25 protein-coding genes are annotated in these 25,174 nt (G+C 69.7%); 10 read left to right on the forward strand and 15 right to left on the reverse strand.

Going from position 1 to position 25,174, the window contains the following annotated elements:
- Positions 1-69: 69 nt before the first annotated feature.
- Both ACWDEX_RS04495 and ACWDEX_RS04500 read right to left on the reverse strand, forming a co-directional pair.
- Positions 70-1,296: an ROK family protein gene (locus ACWDEX_RS04495; RefSeq protein WP_450461694.1), complete on the reverse strand. Its 1,227-nt coding sequence runs from the start codon at positions 1,294-1,296 to the stop codon at positions 70-72.
- Positions 1,293-1,982 (reverse strand): alpha-ketoglutarate-dependent dioxygenase AlkB family protein, encoded by a 690-nt coding sequence (locus ACWDEX_RS04500; protein ID WP_450461695.1) that lies wholly within the window; start codon positions 1,980-1,982, stop codon positions 1,293-1,295. The genes ACWDEX_RS04495 and ACWDEX_RS04500 overlap by 4 nt, the downstream gene beginning before the upstream one ends.
- Positions 1,983-2,247: 265 nt before the next feature.
- Here ACWDEX_RS04500 and ACWDEX_RS04505 point away from each other — a divergent pair, with 265 nt between their 5' ends.
- Positions 2,248-3,390, forward strand: coding sequence for a methyltransferase (locus ACWDEX_RS04505; RefSeq protein WP_450461696.1), 1,143 nt, complete (start codon positions 2,248-2,250; stop codon positions 3,388-3,390).
- A 45-nt stretch (positions 3,391-3,435) separates the two neighbouring features.
- Here the strand turns inward: ACWDEX_RS04505 and ACWDEX_RS04510 are convergent, their stop codons facing one another.
- Together ACWDEX_RS04510 and ACWDEX_RS04515 are read right to left on the reverse strand one after the other, a co-directional pair.
- Positions 3,436-4,320, reverse strand: a complete 885-nt coding sequence (locus ACWDEX_RS04510; RefSeq protein WP_450461697.1) for a class II fructose-bisphosphate aldolase — start codon at positions 4,318-4,320, stop codon at positions 3,436-3,438.
- A 9-nt stretch (positions 4,321-4,329) separates the two neighbouring features.
- Complete coding sequence (locus tag ACWDEX_RS04515; protein WP_450461698.1) at positions 4,330-5,232, reverse strand: SIS domain-containing protein; 903 nt, start codon at positions 5,230-5,232, stop codon at positions 4,330-4,332.
- A gap of 121 nt (positions 5,233-5,353) precedes the next feature.
- On the opposite strand from ACWDEX_RS04515, the gene ACWDEX_RS04520 reads away from it, so the two are divergent.
- Positions 5,354-6,133, forward strand: coding sequence for a DeoR/GlpR family DNA-binding transcription regulator (locus ACWDEX_RS04520; RefSeq protein WP_450461699.1), 780 nt, complete (start codon positions 5,354-5,356; stop codon positions 6,131-6,133).
- 37 nt (positions 6,134-6,170) lie between these two features.
- Here ACWDEX_RS04520 and ACWDEX_RS04525 read toward each other — a convergent pair whose 3' ends face one another.
- The 3 genes from ACWDEX_RS04525 to ACWDEX_RS04535 form a co-directional block, all read right to left on the reverse strand.
- On the reverse strand, positions 6,171-7,799 hold the full coding sequence (locus ACWDEX_RS04525; RefSeq protein ID WP_450461700.1) for an MFS transporter: 1,629 nt from the start codon (positions 7,797-7,799) through the stop codon (positions 6,171-6,173).
- A gap of 297 nt (positions 7,800-8,096) precedes the next feature.
- Positions 8,097-8,441: a VOC family protein gene (locus tag ACWDEX_RS04530; RefSeq protein ID WP_450461701.1), complete on the reverse strand. Its 345-nt coding sequence runs from the start codon at positions 8,439-8,441 to the stop codon at positions 8,097-8,099.
- A gap of 1 nt (position 8,442) precedes the next feature.
- Positions 8,443-8,622, reverse strand: a complete 180-nt coding sequence (locus ACWDEX_RS04535; protein WP_450461702.1) for a ribbon-helix-helix domain-containing protein — start codon at positions 8,620-8,622, stop codon at positions 8,443-8,445.
- A 54-nt stretch (positions 8,623-8,676) separates the two neighbouring features.
- On the opposite strand from ACWDEX_RS04535, the gene ACWDEX_RS04540 reads away from it, so the two are divergent.
- From ACWDEX_RS04540 to ACWDEX_RS04555, 4 genes are all read left to right on the forward strand, one after another.
- Entirely contained in the window at positions 8,677-9,150 is a 474-nt protein-coding gene (locus ACWDEX_RS04540; RefSeq protein WP_450461703.1) for a cupin domain-containing protein, read from the forward strand.
- A 174-nt stretch (positions 9,151-9,324) separates the two neighbouring features.
- Complete coding sequence (locus ACWDEX_RS04545; protein ID WP_450461704.1) at positions 9,325-11,160, forward strand: glycoside hydrolase family 15 protein; 1,836 nt, start codon at positions 9,325-9,327, stop codon at positions 11,158-11,160.
- A 119-nt stretch (positions 11,161-11,279) separates the two neighbouring features.
- On the forward strand, positions 11,280-12,761 hold the full coding sequence (locus ACWDEX_RS04550; RefSeq protein ID WP_450461705.1) for an MFS transporter: 1,482 nt from the start codon (positions 11,280-11,282) through the stop codon (positions 12,759-12,761).
- A 69-nt stretch (positions 12,762-12,830) separates the two neighbouring features.
- The gene (locus ACWDEX_RS04555; RefSeq protein ID WP_450461706.1) at positions 12,831-13,139 is read left to right on the forward strand and encodes a DUF6332 family protein; all 309 of its coding nucleotides are present in this window, start codon (positions 12,831-12,833) and stop codon (positions 13,137-13,139) included.
- Here the strand turns inward: ACWDEX_RS04555 and ACWDEX_RS04560 are convergent.
- The 3 genes from ACWDEX_RS04560 to ACWDEX_RS04570 all read right to left on the reverse strand — a co-directional run bounded on the left by ACWDEX_RS04560 (position 13,100) and on the right by ACWDEX_RS04570 (position 15,807).
- Positions 13,100-13,762: a response regulator gene (locus tag ACWDEX_RS04560; protein WP_450461707.1), complete on the reverse strand. Its 663-nt coding sequence runs from the start codon at positions 13,760-13,762 to the stop codon at positions 13,100-13,102. The two genes, ACWDEX_RS04555 and ACWDEX_RS04560, sit on opposite strands and share 40 nt — an antisense overlap.
- Complete coding sequence (locus tag ACWDEX_RS04565) at positions 13,759-14,991, reverse strand: sensor histidine kinase (protein WP_450461708.1); 1,233 nt, start codon at positions 14,989-14,991, stop codon at positions 13,759-13,761. The genes ACWDEX_RS04560 and ACWDEX_RS04565 overlap by 4 nt, the downstream gene beginning before the upstream one ends.
- Before the next feature lie 123 nt (positions 14,992-15,114).
- Positions 15,115-15,807 carry a TetR/AcrR family transcriptional regulator gene (locus ACWDEX_RS04570; RefSeq protein ID WP_450461709.1) on the reverse strand — a complete coding sequence of 231 codons (693 nt, stop codon included), beginning with the start codon at positions 15,805-15,807 and terminating at the stop codon, positions 15,115-15,117.
- Between the two features lie 215 nt (positions 15,808-16,022).
- Here ACWDEX_RS04570 and ACWDEX_RS04575 point away from each other — a divergent pair, with 215 nt between their 5' ends.
- Complete coding sequence (locus ACWDEX_RS04575) at positions 16,023-16,484, forward strand: nitroreductase/quinone reductase family protein (RefSeq protein ID WP_450461710.1); 462 nt, start codon at positions 16,023-16,025, stop codon at positions 16,482-16,484.
- Here the strand turns inward: ACWDEX_RS04575 and ACWDEX_RS04580 are convergent.
- The gene (locus ACWDEX_RS04580; RefSeq protein ID WP_450461711.1) at positions 16,468-17,706 is read right to left on the reverse strand and encodes a geranylgeranyl reductase family protein; all 1,239 of its coding nucleotides are present in this window, start codon (positions 17,704-17,706) and stop codon (positions 16,468-16,470) included. The two genes, ACWDEX_RS04575 and ACWDEX_RS04580, sit on opposite strands and share 17 nt — an antisense overlap.
- Positions 17,707-17,894: 188 nt before the next feature.
- Here ACWDEX_RS04580 and ACWDEX_RS04585 point away from each other — a divergent pair, with 188 nt between their 5' ends.
- The 3 genes from ACWDEX_RS04585 to ACWDEX_RS04595 are packed head-to-tail and all read left to right on the forward strand — an operon-like array spanning position 17,895 to position 21,091.
- The gene (locus ACWDEX_RS04585) at positions 17,895-19,250 is read left to right on the forward strand and encodes a M20/M25/M40 family metallo-hydrolase (protein ID WP_450461712.1); all 1,356 of its coding nucleotides are present in this window, start codon (positions 17,895-17,897) and stop codon (positions 19,248-19,250) included.
- A 60-nt stretch (positions 19,251-19,310) separates the two neighbouring features.
- Positions 19,311-20,027, forward strand: a complete 717-nt coding sequence (locus ACWDEX_RS04590) for an MBL fold metallo-hydrolase (RefSeq protein ID WP_450461713.1) — start codon at positions 19,311-19,313, stop codon at positions 20,025-20,027.
- 11 nt (positions 20,028-20,038) lie between these two features.
- The gene (locus ACWDEX_RS04595) at positions 20,039-21,091 is read left to right on the forward strand and encodes a protein kinase family protein (protein ID WP_450461714.1); all 1,053 of its coding nucleotides are present in this window, start codon (positions 20,039-20,041) and stop codon (positions 21,089-21,091) included.
- Here the strand turns inward: ACWDEX_RS04595 and ACWDEX_RS04600 are convergent.
- The 4 genes from ACWDEX_RS04600 to ACWDEX_RS04615 are packed head-to-tail and all read right to left on the reverse strand — an operon-like array spanning position 21,064 to position 25,148.
- Positions 21,064-22,134: an ABC transporter ATP-binding protein gene (locus ACWDEX_RS04600; protein WP_450461715.1), complete on the reverse strand. Its 1,071-nt coding sequence runs from the start codon at positions 22,132-22,134 to the stop codon at positions 21,064-21,066. The two genes, ACWDEX_RS04595 and ACWDEX_RS04600, sit on opposite strands and share 28 nt — an antisense overlap.
- The gene (locus ACWDEX_RS04605) at positions 22,131-23,252 is read right to left on the reverse strand and encodes an ABC transporter ATP-binding protein (protein WP_450461716.1); all 1,122 of its coding nucleotides are present in this window, start codon (positions 23,250-23,252) and stop codon (positions 22,131-22,133) included. Before ACWDEX_RS04605 ends, ACWDEX_RS04600 begins: the two co-directional genes overlap by 4 nt.
- Positions 23,249-24,169 carry an ABC transporter permease gene (locus tag ACWDEX_RS04610; protein ID WP_450461717.1) on the reverse strand — a complete coding sequence of 307 codons (921 nt, stop codon included), beginning with the start codon at positions 24,167-24,169 and terminating at the stop codon, positions 23,249-23,251. Before ACWDEX_RS04610 ends, ACWDEX_RS04605 begins: the two co-directional genes overlap by 4 nt.
- Positions 24,162-25,148 carry an ABC transporter permease gene (locus ACWDEX_RS04615; RefSeq protein WP_450461718.1) on the reverse strand — a complete coding sequence of 329 codons (987 nt, stop codon included), beginning with the start codon at positions 25,146-25,148 and terminating at the stop codon, positions 24,162-24,164. The genes ACWDEX_RS04610 and ACWDEX_RS04615 overlap by 8 nt, the downstream gene beginning before the upstream one ends.
- Between the last annotated feature and the right edge of the window lie 26 nt (positions 25,149-25,174).

Raw genomic sequence — 25,174 nt, forward strand, 5'->3', positions numbered from 1 at the left:
GGCTCCCGCTGACCGGTGGTCTGACGCCCCGTCCTCGAGCGCCGGGCCGCCTGCCCAAATCCTCAATGCTCAGGCGAGTGCGGCCAGCGGGTCGTCCAGCACGGGCTGCCACGCCACCTCGGCCGCGCCCACCAGACTGCTGTGGTCCAGCGTGCAGGCCAGGATGGGGAGCCCGCCGCTGCGGCCCCACAGGCTGCGGTCGGCGACGACGGCGCGCAGCCGCTCGGGGGCGGCCTCGAGCAGGGTGCGGTGCAGCCCGCCCAGGATGATGCGGTCGGGGTTGAGGATGTTGACCAGTCCGGCGAGGCCGAGGCCCAGCCGGTCGATCAGCGCGTCCACGGCGGTGCGCACGGCCGGGTCTGCCGGGTACCGCGTGCGGATCAGGTCGCCTGCCTGCTGGAGTTGCGAGACCTCGGGGCCGGCGTCGCGGCCGGCCGCCGCGAGGAACGCAGGCGGGTCCGTCTCCACGTCGAGGCAGCCATGGCTGCCACAGTGGCAGGGGCGACCCTCGGGATGGACGGTGAGGTGCCCCACCTCCAGCGCCAGCCCCGAACTGCCGGTGTGCAGACGCCCGTCGAGCACCAGCGCACCGCCGACGCCCCGATGCCCGGTGGCCACGCACAGCAGATCGCGGGAGCCGCGGCCCGCGCCGTGCCGATGCTCGGCGAGAGCGGCCAGGTTGATGTCGTTGGCGGCGAAGGCGGGCCCGGTGATGCCCACAGCGCGCACGCGCTCGGTGAAGATCTCCCGCACCTGCGCGCCCGCCGGCCAGTCGAGGTGCAGGGGGTTGAGCGCGAGGCCCTCGGGTTCGGTGACCGCGGACGGCACGGCGAGCCCGGCGCCCACGCAACGCCGCCCGGTCTCGCGCAGCAGTTCGGCGCCCGCCTCGACCACCGCGCCGAGCACCTTCGCCGGATCGGCGTCGACGGTCTCGCAGCGGGGTGCGGTCGCCACGATCCGGCCGCCGAGCCCGACGAGCGCGGCCCGGAAGCCGTCGGCGTGCACTTGGGCGGCGAGGGTGACGGGCCCGTCCTCGGCGACCTCCAGCCGGTGCGAGGGCCGGCCCTGAGTACCGGCGGCGCTCGGGTGCGCGTCGACTCGGATCAGTCCCAGCGCCTCCAGCTCGGCGGCCACCGCTCCCGCGGTGGCCCGGGTGACGCCCAGCTCGGCGGTGAGCACGGCACGCGTCGGCGCACGTCCGGTGTGCACCAGCTCCAGCGCGGGTCCGAGCGCGCCGCGCCCCCGGTCCAGCCGCGTCCGTGAGTTCGCCGTCCGGGGGCCCGCCTTTCCGTTCATGAGGGTGAGTCTCCCATGATCCGCTTCGGGTCCTGCCCCAGACCGCTGACCCTCAGTGTGATGTTCAGGCGGCCCGACAGCCCCAGTTCGGGCGGCGCCGTTCCCGGATGCACCCGCGGCACACCGTGGTGGGCGAACCGTGCCGGGCCGCCGAAGACGAACAGGTCCCCGCTGCGCAGTTCCACGTCCGTGTACGGACGCGTCCGGGTCTCGTCGTTGCCGAAGCGGAAGACACAGGAGTCGCCGAGACTCAGGGACACGACGGGTGCGTCCGACTTCTCGTCGCTGTCGCGATGCATGCCCATGCGGGCATCCGCGTCATAGAAGTTGATCAGGGCGATGTCGTACGGCTCGGACGCCACCGCCCGCGGGCCGAGAGCGGCCAGGACCGCCTCGTGGCCGAGCTCGGCCAGCCATCTGGGCATCGGCTTGACGGGGGTGCCGTCGCCGTCGACGACCGTGCGGGCGTATCCGTACGGGTACCAGTGCCAGCCGAGGCAGACCTGCCGGGCCGTCATCGTGCCGCCTTGGGGAGTACGCACGGTGCGCAGGCCCGCGGGCGGCCGGGCCCATTCCCGGCAGGCATCGAGGAGCCGGCTCTGACGGTCCGCGTCCAGCCAGTCCGGCACATGGACCGCGCCGGGAGCGATCTGCCTGGGGCTTCGCGGGAACAGCTCGGCGTCCATCAGTGTCCTCACAAGGGGACCACCGGCTTCAGCCGGTGGAGGAATCGCTTCCTTGACCCCTGGTACTTTTCGTCCGTCCCGCAAGGGATCGATTCGGGCTGGACCGCAGCCCTTGGGTTGGAAGCCCCTCTCTCCAGGAGAGGGAGCGGAGTCACGGCACCATCATCACGTATCCCGATCCCGGATTCGACCGGCCTTCGGGTCCGTGCGCTACGACCCGGGGACGTGCCCGGACCTCCCCCGGGTCGCTTAGCCTGGACGCACGATGAACGACCGTATGACCACGCCCTGGGGCGCGTACACGCTGACCCGTTTCCCTGAGGATCCCCGTGACCGGTTGCGCGCCTGGGACGCCTCCGACGCGTACCTGCTGCGGCACCTCGCGGCGAGCGACGCCCCGTTGGACGGCACGGTCGTGGTCGTCGGCGACCGGTGGGGCGCGCTCACCACGGCGCTCGCGTCGCACCGGCCGACACAGATCACCGACTCGTTCCTGGCCCGCGAGGCAACCCGCGCCAATCTCGAGCGCAACGGCGTGGCCGTCGACGCGGTGCGCCTCCTCACCACCCAGGACGCGCCGCCCGACCGTATCGACGTCCTCCTCGTCCGGGTGCCGAAGAGCCTCGCGTTGCTGGAGGACCAGTTGCATCGGCTGGCGCCCTGCGTGCACGAGGGAACGGTGATCGTCGGCACCGGGATGGTCAAGGAGATCCACACCTCGACCCTGAAGCTGTTCGAGCGGATCCTCGGCCCGACCCGCACCTCGCTGGCCGAGCAGAAGGCCCGGCTGATCTTCTGCTCCCCCGATCCGGGGCGGGAACGCGGCGCCAACCCGTGGCCGTACCGCTATCGACTCCCCGACGGCATCGGCCCGTTGTCCGGCCGGACCGTCACCAACCACGCGGGCGTCTTCTGCGCCGACCGCCTCGACATCGGGACCCGGTTCTTCCTGCGGCACCTGCCGCGCGACCGGGGCGCCGAGCGGATCGTGGACCTGGGCTGCGGCAACGGGATCGTCGGTGTGTCCGCCGCGCTGGCCAGTCCCCGGGCAGAGGTGTTGTTCGTCGACGAGTCGTACCAGGCGGTGGCCTCGGCCGAGGCCACGTACCGGGAGAACGCGGACGGAGCGGCGGAGTTCCGGGTGGGCGACGGACTGTCGGGGGTACCGGCCGGAAGCGTCGATCTCGTCCTGAACAACCCGCCGTTCCACTCCCACCAGGCGACCACGGACGCCACGGCCTGGCGCATGTTCACCGGGGCGCGGCGCGCCCTGCGGCCGGGTGGTGAGCTGTGGGTGATCGGCAATCGTCACCTTGGCTACCACCTCAAGCTGCGCCGTCTCTTCGGCAACAGTGAACTGGTCGCGAGCGACGCGAAGTTCGTGATCCTGAAGGCCGTCAAGAAGTAGGGCGCGCCCCTGGCGCGGTCGGGTGCCGCGGGCGGTGGTGACGGTCTACGGGGTCGCCTGGTCCGGTGCCGACGCGCCTCCGCGGCCGAGCACCGTGATGAGGTGGGCCACGGCCCTGGCCATCGCCTCCCGCCCCACGCCGAGGTAGGTGCGTGAGTCGACCGCGGCGGGATGCGCGGCGAGGAACTCCCGGATCGCGCCGGTCATGGCGATGTTCAGGGCTGTCCCGATGTTGATCTTGGCGATGCCGCCCGCGACTGCTGCCCTCAGCTCGTCGTCAGGCAGCCCGGAGGAGCCGTGCAGCACGAGCGGTACGTCGAGCGTGGCGCTCAGCCGCTTGAGCAGCCCGTGGTCGAGCGCGGCGGTGCGCGTGGTCATCGCATGTGTGCTGCCGATGGCGACGGCGAGGGCGTCGACGCCGGAGTCGGTGACGAAGGCGGCGGCCTCCCCCGGGTCGGTCCGGGTGCCGGGTGCGTGCGGGTCGGGCGGCGGGTCGCCGTGCTTGCCGCCGATCTGCCCCAGCTCGGCCTCGACCCAGAGTCCGTGGGCGTGCGCCCAGTCGGCGGCGGCACGGGTGGCGGCGAGGTTCTCCTGGTAGGGCAGCCGGGCCGCGTCGTACATCACCGAGCTGAACCCGGCGAGCGCTGCGTGCCGGAGCAGCTCGTCACTTCGGACGTGGTCGAGGTGGAGGGCGACGGGTACCGCAGCGCCTTTGGCGGCCTCGGCGGCGGCACGGGCGAGCGGAAGCAGGCGGCCGTTGCGGAACTTGACGGCGTTCTCGCTGACTTGGAGGACAACCGGCGCGTCCACGCTCTCCGCGCCCGCGATGACCGCTTCGACGTGTTCGAGGGTGATGACGTTGAACGCGGCGACGGCACCGCGCGCGGCGGCGGCAGCGGCGATCAGCTCACCGGTGGCTGCGAGGGGCACGGCTGCTCCTCACCGAGCGTTCGGGTCGGTCGCGGGGGCGAGGATCACCGAACGGGTCAGATGGCGCGGTCGGTCGGGGTCGAGTCCCCGGGCGGCGGCCACCGCGACGGCGAGCCGCTGCACGCGGACGAGTTCGGCGAGCGGATCGAGGCTGCCGGCCACCCACATACCACCGGTGTCCCGCACCTGCCGGGCGAGGCCCTCGGGTGCCTCACCGAGCATCCAGGTGGCGCGTCCGCGGGTGGTGATGCTGATGGGGCCGTGCCGGTACTCCATCGCCGGATAGGCCTCCGTCCACGCCAGCGAGGCCTCGCGCATCTTCAGCCCGGCCTCCTGCGCTAGCCCGACGGTCCAGCCGCGGCCCAGGAAGGTGAACTGCGTACAGTCGACGAGCCCTTCGGGCAGCGGGGTCCCCAGCGCGGTACGGGCGTCGGCGACCACGCTGTCCGTGTGCAGGCCGAAGTGGGCACGGAGAAGGGTGAGCGCGGTGGTGGCGAACCGGGTCTGCACGACGGACCGTTCGTCGGCGAAGTCGAGGACGACCGCGTCGTCGGCGGACTCCATCACAGGCGTGCGCGGGTCGGCAGTGATCGCCGTCGTCCGGGTCCGCCCGCGCAGCCGGCCGAGGAGTTCCAGGACCTCGGTGGTGGTGCCGGACCGGGTGAGCGCGACGACCCGGTCGTAGGGGCGCCCGTAGGGGAACTCGGACGCGGCGAAGGCGTCCGTCTCGCCCTGCCCGGACCGCTCGCGCAGCACGGCGGCGGACTGTGCCATGAAGAACGAGGTCCCGCACCCCACGATCGCGACCCGCTCGCCCGCCGCCGGCAGCGCGCTCCCGTACGCGTCCGCGTCCTTCGCGGCACGGATCCAGCACTCGGGCTGACTGTTCAGCTCGTCTTCGACATGTGTCATGCCACGACCTCCCCATGATGCTTGTTTCTGCAAGATATAGCCGAGTTTCAATCACAATCAAGCATTCGACGGGAGTGAGGTGCGTTAAGGTCGCCGAGGGACCGAGGAACGGAGAGTGCGGATGTCACGCGACGCCCGCTGGCAGACGCTGCTGGAACTGCTCGTCGAGCGGGGCAGGTTGGACGTCGAGGAGGCGGCGGCCGAGCTGACGGTGTCGGCCGCGACGATCCGCCGCGACTTCGACCAACTCGCCGAGCAGCAGATGCTGGTGCGTACCCGGGGCGGCGCGGTGGCGCACGGTGTCTCGTACGAACTTCCGCTGCGCTACAAGATGGCCCGCCACGCCTCCGAGAAGCAGCGCATCGCGAAGGCGGTGGCCGATCTCGTGGCGCCCGGCGAGTCGGTGGGCCTCACCGGCGGCACCACCACGACCGAAGTGGCGCGGGCCCTGGCGGTGCGCAGCGACCTGGCCTCGGGATCCCCCGCGCTGACCGTCGTCACCAACGCGCTGAACATCGCGAACGAACTGGCGGTACGCCCCCAGTTCAAGATCGTGCTGACGGGCGGGGTGGCACGCGCACAGTCCTACGAACTCGTCGGGCCGCTCGCAGACGGCGTGCTCGGGCAGATCACCATGGACGTGGCCGTGCTCGGTGTGGTCGCCATCGACGTCGCGCACGGCGCGGCGGCACACGACGAGGCGGAGGCGGCGATCAACCGCCTGCTGTGCGAGCGCGCCGCCCGGGTGATCGTGGCTGCGGACTCCAGCAAGCTCGGGCAGCGCGCGTTCGCGCGGATCTGCGCGGTGGAGTCCGTGAACACGCTGGTCACGGACACGGGGGCGGAGGCCGAGGCGGTACGGCGGTTCGAGGAGGCCGGCGTGCGGGTGCTCACGGTCTGAGGCACAGCCGCGGCCGGCGACGGCCTCGGCGTGGAAATTATCGGCGAGTTGAGGCCGAGGTGCTGAGGTCGACTGGTTCCGGAGCGGTGGGCGGGCTGCCCACCTGTCGGCGTCGTACCAAGAAGCACGAGACGGCGCCGACCGCGATCACGACGATGGGCAGCGCCAAGGTCGGTCGCATCGCGTGGACGACCCCGTGTTCGAACGTGGACGCCGCCACCTGATCGATGTGACGGGCCAGGCTCGTCGGCGTCCCCTGCGGCGGGTGGACCACCACGCCGTTCCGCCCGACGCCGACCTCCTGACCGCTCTCGGCGGCGTTGCGGAAGCCGGCCAGGAATTGGCCGCGGACGTCGACCGGGAGGCCGACGGCCCGCTTTGCTGCTTCGTCTTGCAGCGAGGCGGCCAGGCGGTTCTGCAGTACTGCGCCGACTGCGGCACTGCCGATCACGGTGCCGATCTGGCGGATCGTGTTCATCACGCCAGAGGCCGCCCCGGCCATCGTGGGCTCCACGTTGTACATGGCGACCGTGACCATCGGGCCGAACACACAGCCGATGCCCACCCCGGCCGTGATCAGGGCGGGCTGGAACTCCCACCATGCGCGGCCGACATCGGTGACCCAGGTGAGCCATGCCATGCCGGCCGCGAACAGGGTCAGACCGGTCATCAGGACGTACTTACCGCCGATCCTGTCCGCCATCCGGCCCGCGACCGGCGACAGCACCGCTGACACCACCATCGCCGGCGCCATCACGAGTCCGGCTGTGAGGGCGCTGAAGTTCAGCACCGCCTGCAGATAGATCATCACCGGCAGGAACAGGCCGAGCATCCCGACCTGGACGGTCGCGGACACGAAGCTCATGACCGCGTAGTTGCGGTCGCGGAAGAGTACGAAGGGCAGCAGCGGGTCGTCGTACTGCCGGGTGCCCTGATGGATCAGGAACAGCACCAGCAGCAGGGCAGCCGTGCCCAGTAGCGCCCAGATCCCGGCGTTCCAGTCATACCGCTGGCCCTCGGTGAGCGCGAAGGTCAGGCATACCAGCGTTGCCGCGGCGAGTACAACACCCGCAATGTCCAGCTTTCGGTGGTTGCCGTGCCGGATGTCGGGCACGAGCATGACGGCCATCGCCAGGACGATCGCCCCGATCGGGACGTTGACGAAGAAGATCCACCGCCAGCCGGCCGTGCTGACCAGGAACCCGCCGAGGGTGGGCCCGGCGATCGTGGCCACACCCGCGACTCCGCCCCAGACGCCGAGTGCGGCGCCCCGGCGCTCGGGCGGGAACGTGCCAATGATGATCGTCATCGTCTGCGGCATCAGCATCGCCGCACCCAGGCCCTGCACCGCCCGGGTGGCGATGAGCTGGGCCGGATCCTGGGCTAGGGCGCACAGCACCGATGCGACGGTGAACAGGGCGACACCTCCGATGAACATGGTGCGCGGCCCGCGCATGTCGCCCAGTCGGCCGAAAGTGATCAGCAGTGCGGCGAGGACGAGGATGTAGACATTGATCACCCACAACACCTCGTCCAGCGACGCGTGCAGGTCGCCGATCACGCTGGGGAGGGCGACGTTGACGGCCGTCAGGTCCAGCAGCGTCATGAAGAATCCCAGGCTGAGCGTCAGCAGCACCGCCCAGGGATTGCCACGCCATCTGCTCACTCGTATCCCATCCTTCGCTCCTCGCATCCCCACGGTCAGTGGCGGAAGCGCCGCCACCGGGTGGGCCCAACACGTCCTGTTGCTCCAGATGTCCCCGCCTTCCTCGGAGTTCGCCTCGGCGGTTCGATCAGGCCGTGCTCACGAACAGGAGGTTCAGCAGCACGCTGCTGAACCTCCTCCGGGCGCAATGGCCACTGCCAGGCAGGGCGAAAACCGTCACTGCCGCAGGATTCGCCGGGCGGACCGCAGGCACCATCGGCCGCAGTAATTCAGCACCCCCGAAAGAGAGGGAAAATGTCAGCTCTTGGCAGGGGCCTGCAGACTCCACAGCCGCCCGTCGGGGTCCCGGACGGTCATCTCCCGGGTCCCGTAGTGCGTGTCCTGGAACGGGGTGACCACCTCCACGGCCGGATCGGGACGGAACAGGTCCGCATCGGGCACCTTCAGCGCGACCTGCACGCCGGGCTCCCGGTCCCCGGGGATCTCGACAACGACGAGGTAAGGCCCCTCGCCGTTGCGGAACACGCCGGAGCCGTCAGTGGTGGAGGTCTCCAACTCGTACCCCAGTTCCTGGAAGAACTTTGCGCTCTTCCCCCAGTTGTGGGTCTCCACGAACACCGCCTCGAACCCTTCGGTTGCCATGTCATGAATCCTTTCCGGAAGAGGACTGCCGCTGCCCATGGGCGTCGTCGAGGTAGGTGCGCAAGGCGTCTGCGACCAGCGCGGACAACGACATGCCCTTCTCGATCGCGTGATGCTTGACCTGCCTGATCAGCCCCAGCGGCAGATACACGTTGAACTGTTTGACTTCCGTATCACCCATAGGGCCGATACTAGCTCGCTAGATTGCTAGCATCCTAGCCCGAGGGGGTCACTCATGTCTGCTTTTGCAGCCGATCCGCACGACCCGGTTGTCGTCCGCGCAGGCGACGCCGAGCAATTGCCCGAGATCGGCCACTTCCTACTGGCTGACGCCAGTGCCAGCAACGGTGCGCTCAGCGCCCACCGCATCCAACTCGCCCGCGGCGCCGACGGCGCGGTCCCGCACCGGCACGACCACTCGTCCGAACTGTTCTTCGTCGTCGATGGAGCGCTTCAGGTGCTTGTGGGATCGAAGGTCATCACCGCCGGCTCCGGTGACTTCCTGGTCATCCCGCCGCGCTGTGACCACGCCTTCCGCGCCGCTCCGGAGAGCACCGCCGATGCCCTGGTCGTGATCACCCCTGGCATCGAACGATTCGACTACCTTCGGCAGGTCGCCAGGATCCGCCGGGGTGAAGCCAGCCGCGACAGCCTGCTCACCGAGCAACACCGCTACGACACCCACTTCGTCACCAGCCCTGCATGGTGAGGCAAGGCCACCGCCAACGCATCACCAAGAGGATCACGCACGGCACCGTCCTGCCCCGGGCCGACGAAGCCACGCACCGGCCGCCTCACCGCGTGCTCAACCCCGAAGGAATTTTGGAGCCGACCACTAAGCTGGGAGCTGCGATGCGCGTATCGCCTGGTCAAGGAGGCTGTGATGGCCGAGTCGCCGAAGGACTGGTCCACGGACGACGCCTCTCGGTATCTGCCGATCGCCGAGCATGGTCTGATCGGCGACCTGCGGAGCGTGGCCCTGGTGGGGACCAATGGCACCATCGACTGGTACTGCGCCGGTGCCTTCGACGCCCCTAGTGTCTTCGCCTCGATCCTGGACGCGGAACGGGGTGGGTTCTTCGAACTCACCGCGGCCGTGCCGGCGCGGACGAAGCAGTTCTACTTCCCCGACACCAACGTCCTGATCACCAGGTTCTTCACCGAAGAGGGCCTCGGCGAGGTGCAGGACTTCATGCCCGTCGGCGTGCAGTCGGTCGAGACCGAGCGCCACCGGCTGATCCGGCGGGTCCTGTGCGTGCGCGGTTCCATCCCGTTCCGGGTGCGGGTGGCTCCCCGGTTCGACTACGGCTCGCAGCCCCACACGGTGCGTGTGCTCGGCGACATGGCGGTCTTCGACTCCGCCGACCTGTCGCTGGCCCTGACCGCCACCATGCCGCTCGAGAGCGACGACCAGGACGTGTGGGCGGACTTCAAACTCGCCGAGGGCGAGGCGGCGGTGTTCTCGCTGGACCAGGTCAGCAACGAGCTGGCACCCCGCATGTGCGCTCACGCGGAGGCGGAGAAGCAGTTCAACACCACGGTGGAGTACTGGCGGCGCTGGATCTCCGCCTCCCGCTATCGCGGCCGGTGGCGAGAGATGGTGCACCGCTCCGCCCTGACCCTGAAGCTGCTCACCTACGCCCCGACGGGCGCGATCGTCGCCGCGCCGACCACGAGCCTGCCCGAGCGGATCGGCGGCGAACGCAACTGGGACTACCGGTACGTCTGGGTGCGCGACGCCGCCTTCTGTGTCTACGCCTTGCTGCGGCTGGGCTTCACCAGTGAGGCCGAGGCGTTCATGAAGTTCGTGACCCGCCACATCACTCCGGGCGGCGACGGACCCTCCGGCCCGCTGCACGTCATGTATGGAATCGACGGCCGCACCGACCTGCCCGAGCGACAACTCGACCATCTGGAGGGCCACCAGGGGTCCGCGCCGGTCCGGATCGGCAACGCGGCCGTCGACCAGCTCCAACTCGACATCTACGGCGCCCTCATCGACTCGATCTACCTCTACGACAAGTGGGCACAGCCCATCTCCAGCGACGAGTGGGACGATGTCTGCGCCCTGGTGGACTGGGTCTGCGACCACTGGAACCAGCCCGACGAAGGCGTCTGGGAGACCCGCGGCGGCCGCAAGAACTTCCTGTACTCGCGGTTGATGTGCTGGGTCGCGATCGAACGGGGCATCCGGATGGCACGTCGCCGCGGACTGCCCGCCGACCTGCTCCGCTGGCAGCAGTGCCGCGACACGATCTACCGGCGGATCATGCGACGGGGCTGGTCCGACACGCGGGAGGCGTTCATGCAGCACGAGGACGGCGACGTGCTCGACGCGGCGGTGCTCATGATGCCGCTGGCCAAGTTCATCGCGCCCACCGACCCCAAGTGGCTGTCCACACTCGACGCCCTCACCCAGGACCTGGTGTCCGACTCTCTGGTCTACCGCTACGACGCGCAGGCGAGCCCGGACGGCTTGCGGGGCGACGAGGGGACGTTCTCGATCTGCTCGTTCTGGTACGTCGAGGCCCTGGCCCGGGCCGGCCGGGTCGACGAGGCACGCCTGGCCTTCGAGAAGATGCTGACGTACGCCAACCATCTGGGCCTGTACGGCGAGGAGATCGGTCACACCGGGGAGCAACAGGGCAACTTCCCGCAGGCGTTCACCCATCTCGCCTTGATCAGCGCGGCGTTCAACCTGGACCGGGCCCTGGGCTGACGTTCACCGCTCCCCCCGTCCGCACCCGTACCCACGGACCGCGTTGGCAAAGAACCTCCGTAGATGCGTTCGAATTAAATGCGTATGCATTTCATGCGCACGCATGTAGTCTCTCTCGCATGACCTCTCCGCTCACCAATCCCGTGTCCGAGGGACGCTGGACCCCCAGGCTGTGGGGCACCCTGCTGGTGCTCTGCGCCGCGATGTTCCTGGACGCGCTGGACGTGTCCATGGTCGGCGTCGCCCTGCCTTCCATCGGTTCCGACCTCCATCTGACGACGTCGACGCTGCAATGGATCGTCAGCGGCTACATCCTGGGATATGGCGGGCTGCTACTCCTCGGTGGACGCACCGCCGACCTGCTCGGCCGGCGCCAGGTCTTCCTGGTGGCCCTGGGCGTCTTCACACTGGCGTCACTGCTCGGCGGACTCGTCGACTCGGGCCCGCTGCTGATCGCCAGCCGCTTCATCAAGGGCCTGAGCGCGGCGTTCACCGCACCCGCCGGCCTGTCCATCATCACCACGACCTTCGCCGAGGGCCCGCTGCGCAACCGCGCCCTCTCCATCTACACCACCTGCGCGGCCACCGGCTTCTCGATGGGCCTGGTGCTGTCCGGTCTGCTGACCGAGGCCAGTTGGCGGCTCACCATGCTGCTGCCCGCTCCCGTCGCGCTGATCGCCCTGCTCGCGGGCCTGAAGCTGTTGCCGCGCAGCGAACGCGAGAAGGACCACAACGGCTACGACATCCCCGGCGCCGTCACCGGCACCGCGTCCATGCTGCTGCTCGTCTTCACCGTCGTCCAGGCACCGGACGCCGGCTGGGCCTCCGCCCGCACCCTGCTGTCCTTCCTCGCCGTCGCGGTGCTCCTCACCGCGTTCGTCCTCATCGAGCGGCGCTCGCCCGGCCCGCTGATCCGGCTCGGCGTCCTGCGCTCGGGCAGCCAACTGCGCGCCCAACTCGGCGCCATGGCCTTCTTCGGGTCCTATGTCGGCTTCCAGTTCCTGGTCACGCTGTACATGCAGTCACTGCTCGGCTGGTCGGCACTGCACACCGCACTCGCCTTCCTGCCCGCGGGCGCGCTGGTGGCGGTCTCCTCCACGAAGGTGGGTGCGATCGTCGACCGCTTCGGCACTCCGCGGCTGATCGCGGCGGGCTTCGCGCTGATGGTCCTGGGGTACGCACTGTTCCTGCGCGTCAGCCTCGCCCCTGTGTACGCGGCGGTCATCCTTCCCAGCATGCTGCTGATCGGCGCGGCCTGCGCGCTGGTCTTCCCGTCCCTCAACATCCAGGCCACGAACGGGGTCGAGGACCATGAGCAGGGCATGGTCTCCGGTCTGCTGAACACCTCGGTCCAGGTGGGCGGCGCGATCTTCCTGGCCGTGGTGACGGCGGTGGTGACCGCGCACGCACCCACGCACGCCTCGCCGCAGGCGGTCCTCGACAGCTACCGGCCCGGCCTGATCGTGGTGACGGGCGTCGCCCTGGCGGGACTGCTGATCACGCTCACGGGCCTGCGCACGCGCCGACCCCAACGCTCCCTCGTGGTCACCGGCTCCCGACAGGAGGAGACGGACGCGAAGTCCGTGGCTCTCGTCGACTAGGGCCATGCCCACGCGTGTGGCCGACGGGGCCTGTTGCCCCGTCGGCCACACGTCTGTTTGACTCGGCGCGTGGAGAGCAGGAATCGTTCAACCGGGCGTGGAAGGCGTCGTACTCAGGCGGAGCGGGACGCACTCACCGTTGAGATCGGATACGCGCTGTGCAGCGCGGTGTTCGCGGCTGCGCTGGTGTTCGGGGCCGTGGCGGGACCGGCTTTCGCCTTCGATCTGTCCGGCTCAGCGCGGCGCGTGCTGGTCGCCTCGGGCGCCACGGTGGCCGCCGTGCTGTTCGTCGCACGGGTCGTCAGCGTCCTGGTCCGCTTCCGACGCAGCGCCGCGGCTCAGCCCAGCCAGCCCGGCCGCACCAACCCCGACTCGTAGGCCAGTACGACGAGTTGGGCCCGGTCACGGGCTCCCAGCTTGACCATGGTGCGGCTGACATGAGTCTTCGCCGTGAGCGGGCTGACGACGAGGCGGCGGGCGATCTCGTCGTTGGACAGGCCGATGCCGACCAGAGCCATCACCTCCCGTTCCCGCTCGGTGAGTTCGGCGAGCGAGATGGCCGCGGGCTCCTTGGAGCGGGCCGCGAACTCGGAGATCAACCGTCGGGTCACACTCGGCGAGAGCAGGGCGTCGCCCCCGACAACCGCCCGTACCGCGCGCAGGAGTTCATCCGGCTCGGTGTCCTTGACGAGGAAGCCCGAGGCTCCGGAGCGGATCGCCTCGAAGACGTACTCGTCGAGTTCGAAGGTGGTCAGCATGACCACCTTCACGTGCTCCAGGCCCGGGTCCTCGGTGATGCGGCGGGTCGCGACGAGCCCGTCGACCAAGGGCATGCGGATGTCCATCAGCACGACATCGGGGCTCAGTTCACGTACCTTGCGCAACGCCTCCGCGCCGTCGGCGCTTTCGCCCGTCACCTCGATGTCCGGCTGTGCGTCGAGCAGCGCCTTGAACCCTGCCCTGACCAGTGACTGGTCGTCGGCGAGCAGTACGCGGATCACTGGTCCTCCTTGTGTGTGAGGGGCTCCTCGGACGACGCTTCGAGCGGCAGGAGACCAAGCACCCGGAATCCTCCGTCGTCGCGTGGGCCCGCCTCGATCGTGCCACCGAGGGCGGCGGCCCGCTCCCGCATCCCGGCCAGGCCGTTGCCGCTTCCGCCCGCGTCAGCACCGGCCGCGGGACCGTCGTCATCGACACGCAGGTGCAACAGGCCCCGCGCACTGTCCACGCGCACACGCGCGTGCCGTGACCCCGAGTGCCGTACGACATTGGTGAGGGCCTCCTGGACGATACGGAAGGCAGCGAGGTCGGTGCCCGGCGCGAGCTTCGGCACCGTACCGTCGACCGTGACCGTCAGACCGGCACGCGCGGCCTGTGCGACGAGTTCGGGCAGCCGGTCGAGCCCGGGCGCCGGCGTGCGCGGCGCGTCACCGGGTGTCCGCAGCATGTCGAGCACCTGGCGTACCTCCCCGAGCGCCTCCTTACTGGCCGCTTTGACGGTGGTGAGCGCCTTGCGCGCCTGCTCCGGGTCGGAGTCGAGGAGCGCAAGGCCGACGCCCGCCTGGACGTTGATCACGGAAATGCTGTGGGCGAGGACGTCGTGCAGTTCGCGAGCGATCCGCAGCCGCTCCTCGTCGGCACGCCGCCGCACGGCCCGCGCTTGTTCGGCCCGCTCACGCGCCCACTGCTCGCGCCGGATACGCACCAGTTCCGCCATCGCCACGATCGCCGCCACCCAGGCGGCTATACCCAACTCCTGCCCCCAGGGGGCGGCCGAGCCCCCGGGCGGCGGCAGCCACCGGTACAGCCAGTGCGACACCAGCGCGTGCCCGGCCCAGAGCATCCCGACGGCCGCCCACGCGGCCCTGCGGTGTCCTGCGACGAGGGCGCTGAAGCAGCCGACGGCAACGGTGAAGAAGACCGGGCCGTACGGGTATCCGGCACCCAGGTAGACCATGGCGGTGGTGGCCGTGACGAACACGACGGGCACGGGTCGGCGCTGCCGCCACAGCAGCGCTCCCGAGCCCGCGAGGAGCAGCAGGTCGGCAAAGAAGTCGAGGCGCGCGCGGTCACTCTGAACATGGGCGGCGAAGTGCTCACCGACGAGCACGAGGGCGGAGAGCAGCACGGTGGAGCGCCAGGGCAGACGAGCTCGGGGCTTGTCGTCCCAGCGGTCCAACCACGGCGGACCATGCCCCCGCCACGGGCCGTTCGCGTGTCGCTCCTGCATGGCCTTCACGCTAGGCGGCCCCTGCCGGGAAAGCGTCGGCCCAGCGAGGTGATCACTCGTACTCCCCGTGGAGTACGTCCGCGTGCTTGCTCGGTCGCACCGCCGCGCCTCACCTCCGGGGCGCTACGGGAACACCAGACCCACCCCGTGGGCGAGTCGGGCGGCCGCGTGCCGGAAGAACGCCTCGCGGTCCTCCACGACGTTGTTGAACTGCCCGAACAGCTCGAAGCCGACCAGCCCGTACAGCTGCGCCCAGGCGGCGACCATGGCCGCGATCACCTCAGGCGGGAGGTCGGGCGCCAGTTCGGCGGCCATGCGCCGGGCCTCGGGCTCCAGTTCCGCAGGCAGCGGGGTACGGGCCACGCCGCGCTGCTGGTACGCGTCGCGCACGATGCCGATCAGCAGCAGCCCCACGCGCGCGGCCGGCGGAACGGTCGTCGCGGGCGCGGAGTAGCCGGGCACGGGCGAACCGTAGATCAGCGCGTACTCGTGCGGATGTGCGAGCGCCCAGCCGCGCACGGCTTCGCACACCGCGACCCACCGCTGTGCGGGGGCCACGTCACCGGCGCGGGGGTCCGCGGCCTCGGCCGCCTCCCCGAGGGAGTCGTAGGCGTCGATGATGAGCGCCGTGAGCAGGTCATCACGGCTCGGGAAGTAGCGGTAGAGCGCGGAGGAGACCATGCCGAGCGCGCGGGCGACGGCGCGCAGCGAGAGTTTGGCGGCGCCTTCCGCCGCGAGTTGTCTGCGCGCCTCGGCCTTGATGGCGGCGGTGACTTCGATCCGGGCGCGGGCGCGGGCTCCTTGAGGGGTGCTCATGCGGGGCAGTTTGCCAGGTTTTCGGAGCGGTGCACACATTGCGGAGCGCCGCTCACCCTTGAGAGCGGCGCACTGCTTCAAGAGCCCGGAGAAAAAGAGAGCAGTGCTCTTGCTTTGGATCACCGACCCCTGCACACTTCTTCTTGAGCGAGAGCAGTGCTCTCGGAATTCGAATCTGCGAGAGTAACCGCTCTCCCGATCGTGTGGGGGTCACCATGTCGTCGTCCTCGTCCTCGCCGTACTACCTCAAGGGCAGCCCGATGACCATCCGCATCAACAGGGTCATCGGCTGGCTGGCCCGCCATGGGGTCGGCCTCGCCGGCGCGGCGGAGTTGTCCGTGCACGGCCACAAGACCGGGAAGCTGCAGCGCATCCCGGTCAACCCGCACACCTACGGGGGCGCGCAGTACCTGGTCTCGGCCCGCGGGCACTCCCAGTGGGTGCGGAACATGCGCGTCGCCGGTGGTGGGGAACTGCGCGTCGGGCGCACGGTCCGCCAGTTCACCGCCGTGGAGCTTCCCGACGAGGAGAAGCTCCCGATCCTGCGCACCTACCTGGAGAGGTGGGGCTGGCAGGTCAACGGCTACTTCCAGGGCGTCACGGCGAAGTCCTCCGACGAGGAACTGATCGCGGCGGCGCCCGACCACCCGGTCTTCCGCATCACGGTCGAGAGCTGACCCCGTCGCCCGGGGGCGTCCGGTCCAGCCCGACCAGGGCGCGCTGGGCGAGCGGATGGGCGCGGACGAGTTCCCCCAGGGAAGTGGAGCCCTGGGTGATTTCCTTGAACGCCTTCCAGGCGGGGCGGAAGCCGGTCAGAGCCGCGTGGAAGAGACCGGGACGGCGCTCGAACGCCGCCAGCATCCGCTTGCCGACGCTCATCTCGACACCCAGACCGGCCTTGATCGCGAAGGCGTAGTTCAGGGCCTGGCGGCGGGCGTCGACCGCGTCGTGGGCCTCCGCGATCCGTACCGCCCACTCCCCCGCGAGCCTCCCCGACCGCAGCGCGAACGAGATGCCCTCACGTGTCCACGGCTCCAGCAGACCGGCCGCGTCCCCGCACACCAGCACCCGCCCGCGCGACAGCGGCGAGTCATCGGCACGGCAGCGGGTCAAGTGCCCGGAGGAGATGCTCGGTTCGAAGCCGGCGAGCCCGAGCCGACCGATGAAGTCCTCCAAGTACCGCTTGGTCGCCGCGCCTTCACCGCGCGCCGAGATCACACCGACGGTCAGCGTGTCCCCCTTGGGGAAGACCCACCCGTAGCTGCCGGGCATCGGCCCCCAGTCGATGAGCACCCGTCCCTTCCAGTCCTCGGCAACGGCCTCGGGCACCGGAATCTCCGCCTCCAGGCCCAGGTCGACCTGGTCGAGCTTCACCCCGACATGCGCTCCTATCCGGCTCGCGCTGCCGTCGGCGCCCACGACCGCTCGTGCCAGCAACGTCTCACCGCTTTGCAGGACGACGGCGACCGTGCGCCGGTCCGGCACCGCCGATCCATGTTGCTCGACCCGGGACACCGTCACGCCGGTGCGCAGTTCAGCACCCGCCTTCTGGGCGTGCTCGACGAGTTGCTGGTCGAACTCAGGACGGTTGATCAGCCCGAACAGCATCTGCTTGGAGCGGCGGGTACGGGTGAAGCGACCGTTGTTCGAGAACGTGACCGCGTGCACCCGGTCCCGCAGCGGCAGTTCGAAGCCGGGCGGCAGGGAGTCGCGAGACGGGCCGATGATGCCGCCCCCGCACGTTTTGTAACGCGGCAGTTCCGCCTTCTCCAACACCAGCACGCTGCGTCCCGTGACCGCCGCGGCGTAGGCGGCCGAGGCCCCCGCGGGTCCCGCGCCCACCACGACGACGTCCCACACCCGCTGCACGTCGTCCGCCGAAGAGTTCTCGCTGCTCACGATGGCCTACTGCTCCGATCAACCCACCTGCCGCACCTGTCCCCCGCATCCTACGGCGGCGTGCGCACAGGCTGCTGTGGGAGGATCGGGAGCGTATGCAGCCTGCCCACAGGAAGCGCGTACACCCATACGATCGTGTACACAGAAGTACTCATCGGTACCACATCGCACCCGCAAGGAGCGCGCTCATGTCGTCGAATCCGGTCGCCGAGACCGTCGCCTCACTGATGCCCAGGGCGAAGCAGGAGCTCACCGAACTGGTGGCCTTCAAGTCGGTGGCGGACTTCGAGCAGTTCCCCAGGAGCGAGAGCGAGCGTGCCGCCAGCTGGGTCGCCGACGCGCTGCGCGCCGAGGGCTTCCAGGACGTGGCGCTCCTCGACACCCCGGACGACACCCAGTCGGTGTACGGCTTCCTGCCCGGTCCCGAGGGTGCGAAGACCGTGCTGCTGTACGCGCATTACGACGTGCAGCCGCCCCTCGACGAGGCCGGCTGGACCACGCCGCCCTTCGAGCTGACCGAACGCGACGGCCGGTGGTACGGGCGCGGTAGCGCCGACTGCAAGGGCGGCGTCATCATGCACCTGCTCGCGCTGCGCGCGCTCAAGGCCAACGGCGGCGTGCCCGTGCATGTCAAGGTCATCGTCGAGGGCTCGGAGGAGCAGGGCACGGGCGGCCTGGAGCGGTACGCCGAGCAGCACCCGGACCTCCTCACGGCCGACACCATCGTCATCGGCGACGCGGGCAACTTCCGTGTCGGCCTGCCGACGGTCACCTCGACCCTGCGCGGCATGACCCTCGTCCGGGTCGGGATCGACACGCTCCAAGGCAACCTGCACTCCGGCCAGTTCGGCGGGGCCGCGCCCGACGCGCTGGCAGCGCTGATCCGGGTTCTGGACTCGCTGCGGGCCGAGGACGGTTCGACGACCGTCGACGGGCTGCCCTCCGAGACCACCTGGGAGGGCGTCGAGTACACACAGGAGCAGTTCCGCACGGACGCCAAGGTGCTCGACGGAGTGGAGCTGATCGGTTCCGGATCGGTAGCCGACCGCATCTGGGCGCGTCCGGCGGTGACCGTCCTCGGCATCGACTGCCCGCCGGTCGTCGGCGCGACCCCGTCGGTGCACGCGAGTGCCCGCGCGCTGGTGAGCCTGCGGGTCCCGCCGGGCATGGACGCGGTGGAGGCGACGAAGCTGCTGCGGGCCCATCTGGAGGCACACACGCCGTGGGGTGCCCGAGTGGTGACGGAGCAGATCGGGCAGGGCCAGGCGTTCCGCGCGGACACCTCCAGTCCCGCGTACGCGGCGATGGCCGAGGCGATGGCGGTCGCCTACCCGGGTGAGGAGATGCAGTACGCGGGGCAGGGCGGCTCCATCCCGCTGTGCAACACTCTCGCCTCGCTGTACCCGCAGGCGGAGATCCTCCTCATCGGTCTGAGCGAGCCCGAGGCACAGATCCACGCCCTCAACGAGAGCGTGTCTCCGCAGGAGTTGGAGCGCCTGTCGGTCGCGGAGGCGCTGTTCCTGCGCAACTACGCGGCGGGCTGAGCCACTCTGCCCACAGCGAAGGCCCCTGCCCTCGGGCGGGGGCCCGCCTATGGTCGGGGCATGGATGTCGTCGAACTCCTTCCCCGCCTCCGTCTTCTGCGCTTCGCGGTCGGCCAGGCGTATCTCTGGTGCGATGACGACGAGTTGACCCTCGTCGATGCCGGTCCGAAGGGTTCCGGTACGCCGATCGCCGAGGTGATCAAGGCCCTTGGCCGGGACGCGTCGCGGGTACGGCGCATCGTGCTCACCCACTTCCATGAGGACCACGCGGGTGGGGCGGGCGAGTTCGCCGAGCTGAGTGGCGCGGAGGTGTTCGCTCACCGCCTGGACGCGCCGGTCGTCAGGGGACAGGCCCCCGGTCCGCCGCCTGCCTTCGAGGACTGGGAACGCCCCCTGCACGCGGCGGCCGCCCGGCACCTGCCTCCGGGTGGCCCCCTCCGACCGGAGCGTGTCAGCGACGTGGGGGACGGAGACGTCCTCGACTTCGGCGGTGGCGCCCGTGTCGTCCATGTGCCCGGCCACACGCACGGCAGCATCGCGCTCCATCTTCCCGAGCACGGTGTGCTGTTCACGGGTGACGCAGTCGCCGCCTCCCCCGCGGACGGCGCCGTCATGCTCGGTGTGTTCAACCTCGACCGGGCCCAGGCCGTCCGCTCGTTCCAGGGCCTCGCGGCGCTCGACGCGGATGTGGCCTGCTTCGGTCACGGCGACCCGGTCATGGGCAATGCGGCGGACGCCCTTCGGAAAGCGGCGGACACGTACGACGCCCCGCGCTGAAGATGGAGTGCATGCCCCACATCACGCGCCTTACCGCCCACAGTGACATCGCCACCGCGCTCGCCCTCGTCAGCGATCGGGATCTCGCCGAACTGGTGGCGTCGGGCACGCCGCTCGGCACCGGGATCGGCGGGCGTTCCGTCCTGATCGAGGTGGAGGGCAGGAAGGTCTTCGTGAAGCGGGTGCCGCTGACGGATGTGGAACGGCTGCCCGACAACGTACGGTCCACCGCGAACCTCCTCGAGGTGCCGCCCGTCTTCCACTACGGCCTCGGCAGTCCCGGTTCCGGTGCCTGGCGTGAGCTGGCCGTGCACACGATGACCACGAACTGGGTGCTGGCCGGTCGCTTCTCCGGCTTCCCGCTCATGCACCACTGGCGGGTGCTCCCTGACACGCCCCAGCCACTCCACGAGGAACTTGCCGACGTGGAACGGGTTGTCGCCTACTGGGGCGGCGCCCCCCAGGTGCGCGAACGCATCGAAGCGCTCCGCACGGCCACTGCGAACGTGGCGCTGTTCCTCGAGTATCTGCCGCACAACGTCCACGAGTGGCTCGGCACACAGCTCGCCTCGGGCGACTTCGACACCGCGTGCGCCCTGGTCGAGCGGCAGCTGAGGGAGAGCGCCGACTTCCTGCGGGCGAACGGACTCGTGCACTTCGACGCCCACTTCGAGAACATCCTCACCGACGGCCGACACCTCTACCTCGCCGACTACGGCCTCGCTTTGTCCTCCCGTTTCCGGTTGTCGGCCGAGGAACGCGACTTCCTCGACCGGCATGAGGGCTACGACCACGCGTACACGGCCGCTCACCTGGTGAACTGGCTGGTGACCGCCCTGTACGGGTACGGCAGGCAGGAGCGCGACGCCTTCGTGCGCGCGTGTGCCGAGGGGGCACGCCCCGAGGGCGTCCCGCCCACCGCCGCGAGGATCATCACCCGTTACGCACCGCTGACGGCCGCCCGCGCCGACTTCGTCCGCCGGCTCCTGTGCGAGAGCCGCTGGACCCCGTACCCGTACGAGACGCTCCGGGATGTCTACAGCAGTTGCACCGTCTCGGCGTAGTGGCAGGCGACCGGGTTTCCGCCGCCCCGGTCGGTCAGCTCCGGGACCTGCTCGACACAGGAGGTGCGCTCGCTCTCGGTCAGTTGGCCCGCGAACTTGGGGCAGCGGGTGCGGAAGCGGCAGCCGCTCGGCGGCCGGATCGGGCTCGGTACATCGCCCTGAACCGTGATCCGTTTCCGGGCCCGTTCCTTGCGGGGGTCGGGCAGTGGGATCGCCGAGACGAGAGCCTGGGTGTAGGGGTGTGCGGGTCGGGCGAACAGTTCGCGCGCGGGGGCGATCTCCACCAGTCGACCCAGATACATGACGGCCACCCGGCCGGCCACATGACGCATCACCGACAGGTCGTGGGCCACGAAGAGGAAAGAAAGCCCGAGTTCGCTCTGCAGGTCCATCAGCAGGTTGAGAACGCCCGCCTGGATCGACACGTCCAAGGCCGAAACCGGTTCGTCCAGGACGATCACCTTGGGGTGCAGGGCCAACGCCCGTGCGATACCGATGCGCTGACGCTGGCCGCCGGAGAACTCGTGCGCGAAGCGGTTGCCGTGCTCGGGGTTGAGGCCGACCAGGCGAAGTAGTTCACGCACCTCGTCGCGGGCACCGGGCCCATAGCGTCCGTGGATGCGAAGGGGCTCGGCGACGATCTCGTGCACGGTGATCCGTGGGTCCAGGGAGGCGTACGGGTCCTGGAAGACGATCTGCAACTCACGACGCAGAGGTCGTATCTGACGTCTGTTCAGGTCGGTCAGTTCGCGGCCCCGGTAGACCACCTGTCCCGAGGTCGCCTTCTCCAGGCCCAGTACCGTGCGCGAGATCGTCGTCTTGCCGGAGCCCGACTCCCCCACCAGGCCGAGAGTCTCGTTCTCGTACAGGTCGAAGGAGACACCGCAGACCGCGTGGACGTCACCCACCCGTCGGCGTATCACACCGCGTGACATGACCGGGAAGTGCTTGACCAGGTCGCGGACCTGGAGGACGGGCTCGCCGGTGCCGCCGTGCCCGGGAAGCGGGGCCAGCGGCGCGGCTGCCTGCACGGGCACGCTCATTCGGAGTCCTCCTCGGGGTTCCCGGTGGATGTCGCGTCGGCGAAGCGGGCCAGCGCCTCGGAGTCGGCTCCAACGGCGTCGAAGACCTGCTCGGCTCCGGTGTCGACGAGTTCGTCGGCGAAGTGACAGGCGCTGAGATGACTGTCGCGCCCGGTGGGACGGAGCGGCGGCTCGTCGCCGTCGCAGACGTCTCGACGCATCGGGCAGCGAGGCGCGAAGGGGCACCCCGGAGGCAGGTTCAGCAGCGATGGGGGCGATCCGGTGATGGGGGTGAGTCGTTCCTCCTCACGGTCCAGCCGGGGAAGCGAGCCGAGCAGGCCGAGGGTGTAGGGCATGCGTGGGGTGTAGAAGATGTCCTCGACCGAGCCCGTCTCCACGATCCGGCCCGCGTACATCACCGCGACCCGGTCCGTGTGTCCGGCCACCACACCCAGATCGTGGGTGATGAGCACAAGGGCCGCTCCGGTCTCGGCGCGGGCGGTCTCCAGCGCGTCCAGGATCTGCGCCTGTACGGTCACGTCCAGCGCGGTGGTCGGCTCGTCCGCGATGATCACGTCCGGGTCGTTGGCCATCGCGATGGCGATGACGACCCGTTGGCGCATACCGCCGGACAGTTCGTGCGGGTAGTTGTCGACGCGGCGTTCGGGGCTGGGGATGCCGACCGTGCCGAGGAGGTCGACCGCCCGCACCCGGGCGTCCCGGGACTTCAGGTCCCGATGGTGCCGCTGCAGGGTCTCGATGATCTGGTAGCCGACGGTGTAGACGGGGTTGAGGGAGGTCATCGGGTCCTGGAAGATCATCGCGATGCCCTTGCCGCGGATGTCCGACAGCCGCGCGTCGGACAGACCGAGCAGTTCGGAACCTTCGAACCGCACCGAGCCACGCACCTTCGCAGTGGACGGCAGCAGCCCCATCACGGCCATGGCGGTGACGGACTTCCCGGACCCGGACTCGCCGACGATCCCGAGCGACTCTCCCCGGCCGAGGTGGTAGCCGACACCGCGTACGGCCCGTACGGTGCCGTCCTCGGTGGGGAACTCCACGCCGAGGCCGTCGACTTCGAGAACGGCGTCGGTGGCGGCGCCCGCCTGTACGCCCTCATTGCTCGTGGTCGTCACTGTCGCACCCTTTGCTGCCGGGGGTCGAAGGCGTCACGCAGTCCGTCGCCGATGAAGTTGATGGTCAGGGCGATCGCGATGATGAAGGCGCCAGGAATGTAGAAGAGCCAGGGCCGGGTGTCGACCGCCGTCTGGGCCTGGGACACCAGCAGCCCCAGGGAGGTGTCGGGCGGCTGGACACCGAAGCCGAGGAAGGACAGTGCGGTCTCCGTGAGGATGCCGACGGCCACCAGCACGGTCGCGTTCACGATGATCGGGCCGAGCGCGTTCGGCAGCAGGTGCCGGAAGATGATCCGCGCGTCGGAGGCGCCGAGCGCCCGTGCCGCCTCCACGAACTCCTTCTCCCGCAGCGACAGCACCGTGGAACGCACGACACGGGACACGTACGCCCAGGTCAGGCCCGCGATAACGGCCGCGATCCAGTACCAGTCGCCGCCCGTGCGCGAGGAGATGACCAGGGCGATCGCGAGCAGCGGCAGCGTCAGGATGAGATCCGAGATGCGCATCATGACCGCGTCGACGATGCCCCGGTAGAAACCCGCGATGGCACCCCACACCGCGCCGACCAGGGTGGATCCCAGAGCGGTCAGAATGGCGATCTTGAGCGAGGTCTGGGTGCCGCGCATGACCTGGGCGTAGGCGTCGTACCCGGAGGCGTTGGTGCCGAACGGGTGCTTGGCCGACGGTGCCTGGGAGTTGTCCGGGGTGTACTTCTGGTACGAGTAGTGCCACAGATGTGGGCCGATGAACGCCCACAGCAGGATCAGCAGGAAGACGACCAGGCTGATCATCGCGGCCCGGTGACGCAGGAAGCGGCGCAGGATCAGTTGAGTCTGGCTGCGCTGCTTCACGGTGAACTCGTCTTCGACCCGCGGCACTTCGCTGCCCGGAGAACCGGGCGCCTGGATGTCAGTCATAGCGGATCCTCGGGTCGAGTACGGCATAGAGCAGATCGGCGATGAGGTTGAACCCGATGACGATCACGGCGGACAGCAGGAGCCACGCCATGGTCCGGTAGACGTCGATGGTCATGGCCGCCTGGACCAGCATCTCGCCCATGCCGTGCCACTGGAAGATCGTCTCAGTGACGACGGCCCCACCGAGGATGGCCGCGACGTCGAGAGCGACGACGGTGGTGAGCGGAATGAGGGCGGTGCGCAGGGCGTGCCGGACCATGACCCTTCCGCGGCGCAGCCCCTTGGCGCGGGCCAGCCGCACATAGTCGCTGCCCATGACCTCCAGCATGGAGGCGCGGGTGTAGCGGGTCCATGAGGCGAAGGAGACCAGGGCGAGGGTGATGGTGGCCAGGATGAGGTGGCCGACGTGATCGGTGAACTGGTTCCAGGTGGTGTCGACCTCGAGGTACGGCGACTTCTCGCCGATGGTGCCGAGGAACTGGCTGCCGGTCTGCTGGTTGAACCAGATGCCGGCCTGTTTGAGCAGGACGGCGAACCAGAACACCGGCATGGCGAGGAACAGGAAGCCGAAGAAGGTGATGGCGTAGTCGGCGACGGAGTACTGGCGCAGCGCGCTGAACACCCCGAACAGCACGGCCATCAGCAGGGCGAGGATCATCGCGGCGGCGACCAGGGTGACGGTCACCCGGAAGCGGGTGAACAGGTCGTGTCCGATGTCCAGGTTGGGCTGCACGGAGGGGCCGAAGTCGCCGTGCAGGACTCCGGTGATCCAGGTCCAGTAGCGCTCCGCGACCGGTTGGTCGGCATGGATGTGCCGCGCGAACGCCGCCACGGCCGCCTTGCTCGGGGCGGGCTGCCGCGAGACGGCGAAGTTGGCCACGGGGTCGCCGGCGTTGACGACCACCAGGAACACCACGAACGTCGAGACAATGAGCACGGGTATGGATACGAGGAGGCGGCGCACAGTGTAGGCGAGCATGCGGTCTTCTCTCGAAGGGCCGGTGG

It is taken from the genome of Streptomyces sp. NPDC001020 (genome assembly GCF_053599115.1).

Excerpts from the sequence above, each read along its gene's own strand:
- ACWDEX_RS04495 (WP_450461694.1), bottom strand. The coding sequence starts at position 1,296 with ATGAACGGAAAGGCGGGCCCCCGGACGGCGAACTCACGGACGCGGCTG.
- ACWDEX_RS04500 (WP_450461695.1), bottom strand. The coding sequence starts at position 1,982 with ATGGACGCCGAGCTGTTCCCGCGAAGCCCCAGGCAGATCGCTCCCGGC.
- ACWDEX_RS04515 (WP_450461698.1), bottom strand. The coding sequence starts at position 5,232 with ATGACACATGTCGAAGACGAGCTGAACAGTCAGCCCGAGTGCTGGATC.
- ACWDEX_RS04595 (WP_450461714.1), top strand. The coding sequence starts at position 20,039 with ATGCCCCACATCACGCGCCTTACCGCCCACAGTGACATCGCCACCGCG.
- ACWDEX_RS04530 (WP_450461701.1), bottom strand. The coding sequence starts at position 8,441 with ATGGCAACCGAAGGGTTCGAGGCGGTGTTCGTGGAGACCCACAACTGG.
- ACWDEX_RS04600 (WP_450461715.1), bottom strand. The coding sequence starts at position 22,134 with ATGAGCGTGCCCGTGCAGGCAGCCGCGCCGCTGGCCCCGCTTCCCGGG.
- ACWDEX_RS04545 (WP_450461704.1), top strand. The coding sequence starts at position 9,325 with ATGGCCGAGTCGCCGAAGGACTGGTCCACGGACGACGCCTCTCGGTAT.
- ACWDEX_RS04505 (WP_450461696.1), top strand. The coding sequence starts at position 2,248 with ATGAACGACCGTATGACCACGCCCTGGGGCGCGTACACGCTGACCCGT.
- ACWDEX_RS04615 (WP_450461718.1), bottom strand. The coding sequence starts at position 25,148 with ATGCTCGCCTACACTGTGCGCCGCCTCCTCGTATCCATACCCGTGCTC.
- ACWDEX_RS04550 (WP_450461705.1), top strand. The coding sequence starts at position 11,280 with ATGACCTCTCCGCTCACCAATCCCGTGTCCGAGGGACGCTGGACCCCC.
- ACWDEX_RS04565 (WP_450461708.1), bottom strand. The coding sequence starts at position 14,991 with ATGCAGGAGCGACACGCGAACGGCCCGTGGCGGGGGCATGGTCCGCCG.
- ACWDEX_RS04540 (WP_450461703.1), top strand. The coding sequence starts at position 8,677 with ATGTCTGCTTTTGCAGCCGATCCGCACGACCCGGTTGTCGTCCGCGCA.
- ACWDEX_RS04570 (WP_450461709.1), bottom strand. The coding sequence starts at position 15,807 with ATGAGCACCCCTCAAGGAGCCCGCGCCCGCGCCCGGATCGAAGTCACC.
- ACWDEX_RS04535 (WP_450461702.1), bottom strand. The coding sequence starts at position 8,622 with ATGGGTGATACGGAAGTCAAACAGTTCAACGTGTATCTGCCGCTGGGG.
- ACWDEX_RS04520 (WP_450461699.1), top strand. The coding sequence starts at position 5,354 with ATGTCACGCGACGCCCGCTGGCAGACGCTGCTGGAACTGCTCGTCGAG.
- ACWDEX_RS04590 (WP_450461713.1), top strand. The coding sequence starts at position 19,311 with ATGGATGTCGTCGAACTCCTTCCCCGCCTCCGTCTTCTGCGCTTCGCG.
- ACWDEX_RS04585 (WP_450461712.1), top strand. The coding sequence starts at position 17,895 with ATGTCGTCGAATCCGGTCGCCGAGACCGTCGCCTCACTGATGCCCAGG.
- ACWDEX_RS04575 (WP_450461710.1), top strand. The coding sequence starts at position 16,023 with ATGTCGTCGTCCTCGTCCTCGCCGTACTACCTCAAGGGCAGCCCGATG.
- ACWDEX_RS04610 (WP_450461717.1), bottom strand. The coding sequence starts at position 24,169 with ATGACTGACATCCAGGCGCCCGGTTCTCCGGGCAGCGAAGTGCCGCGG.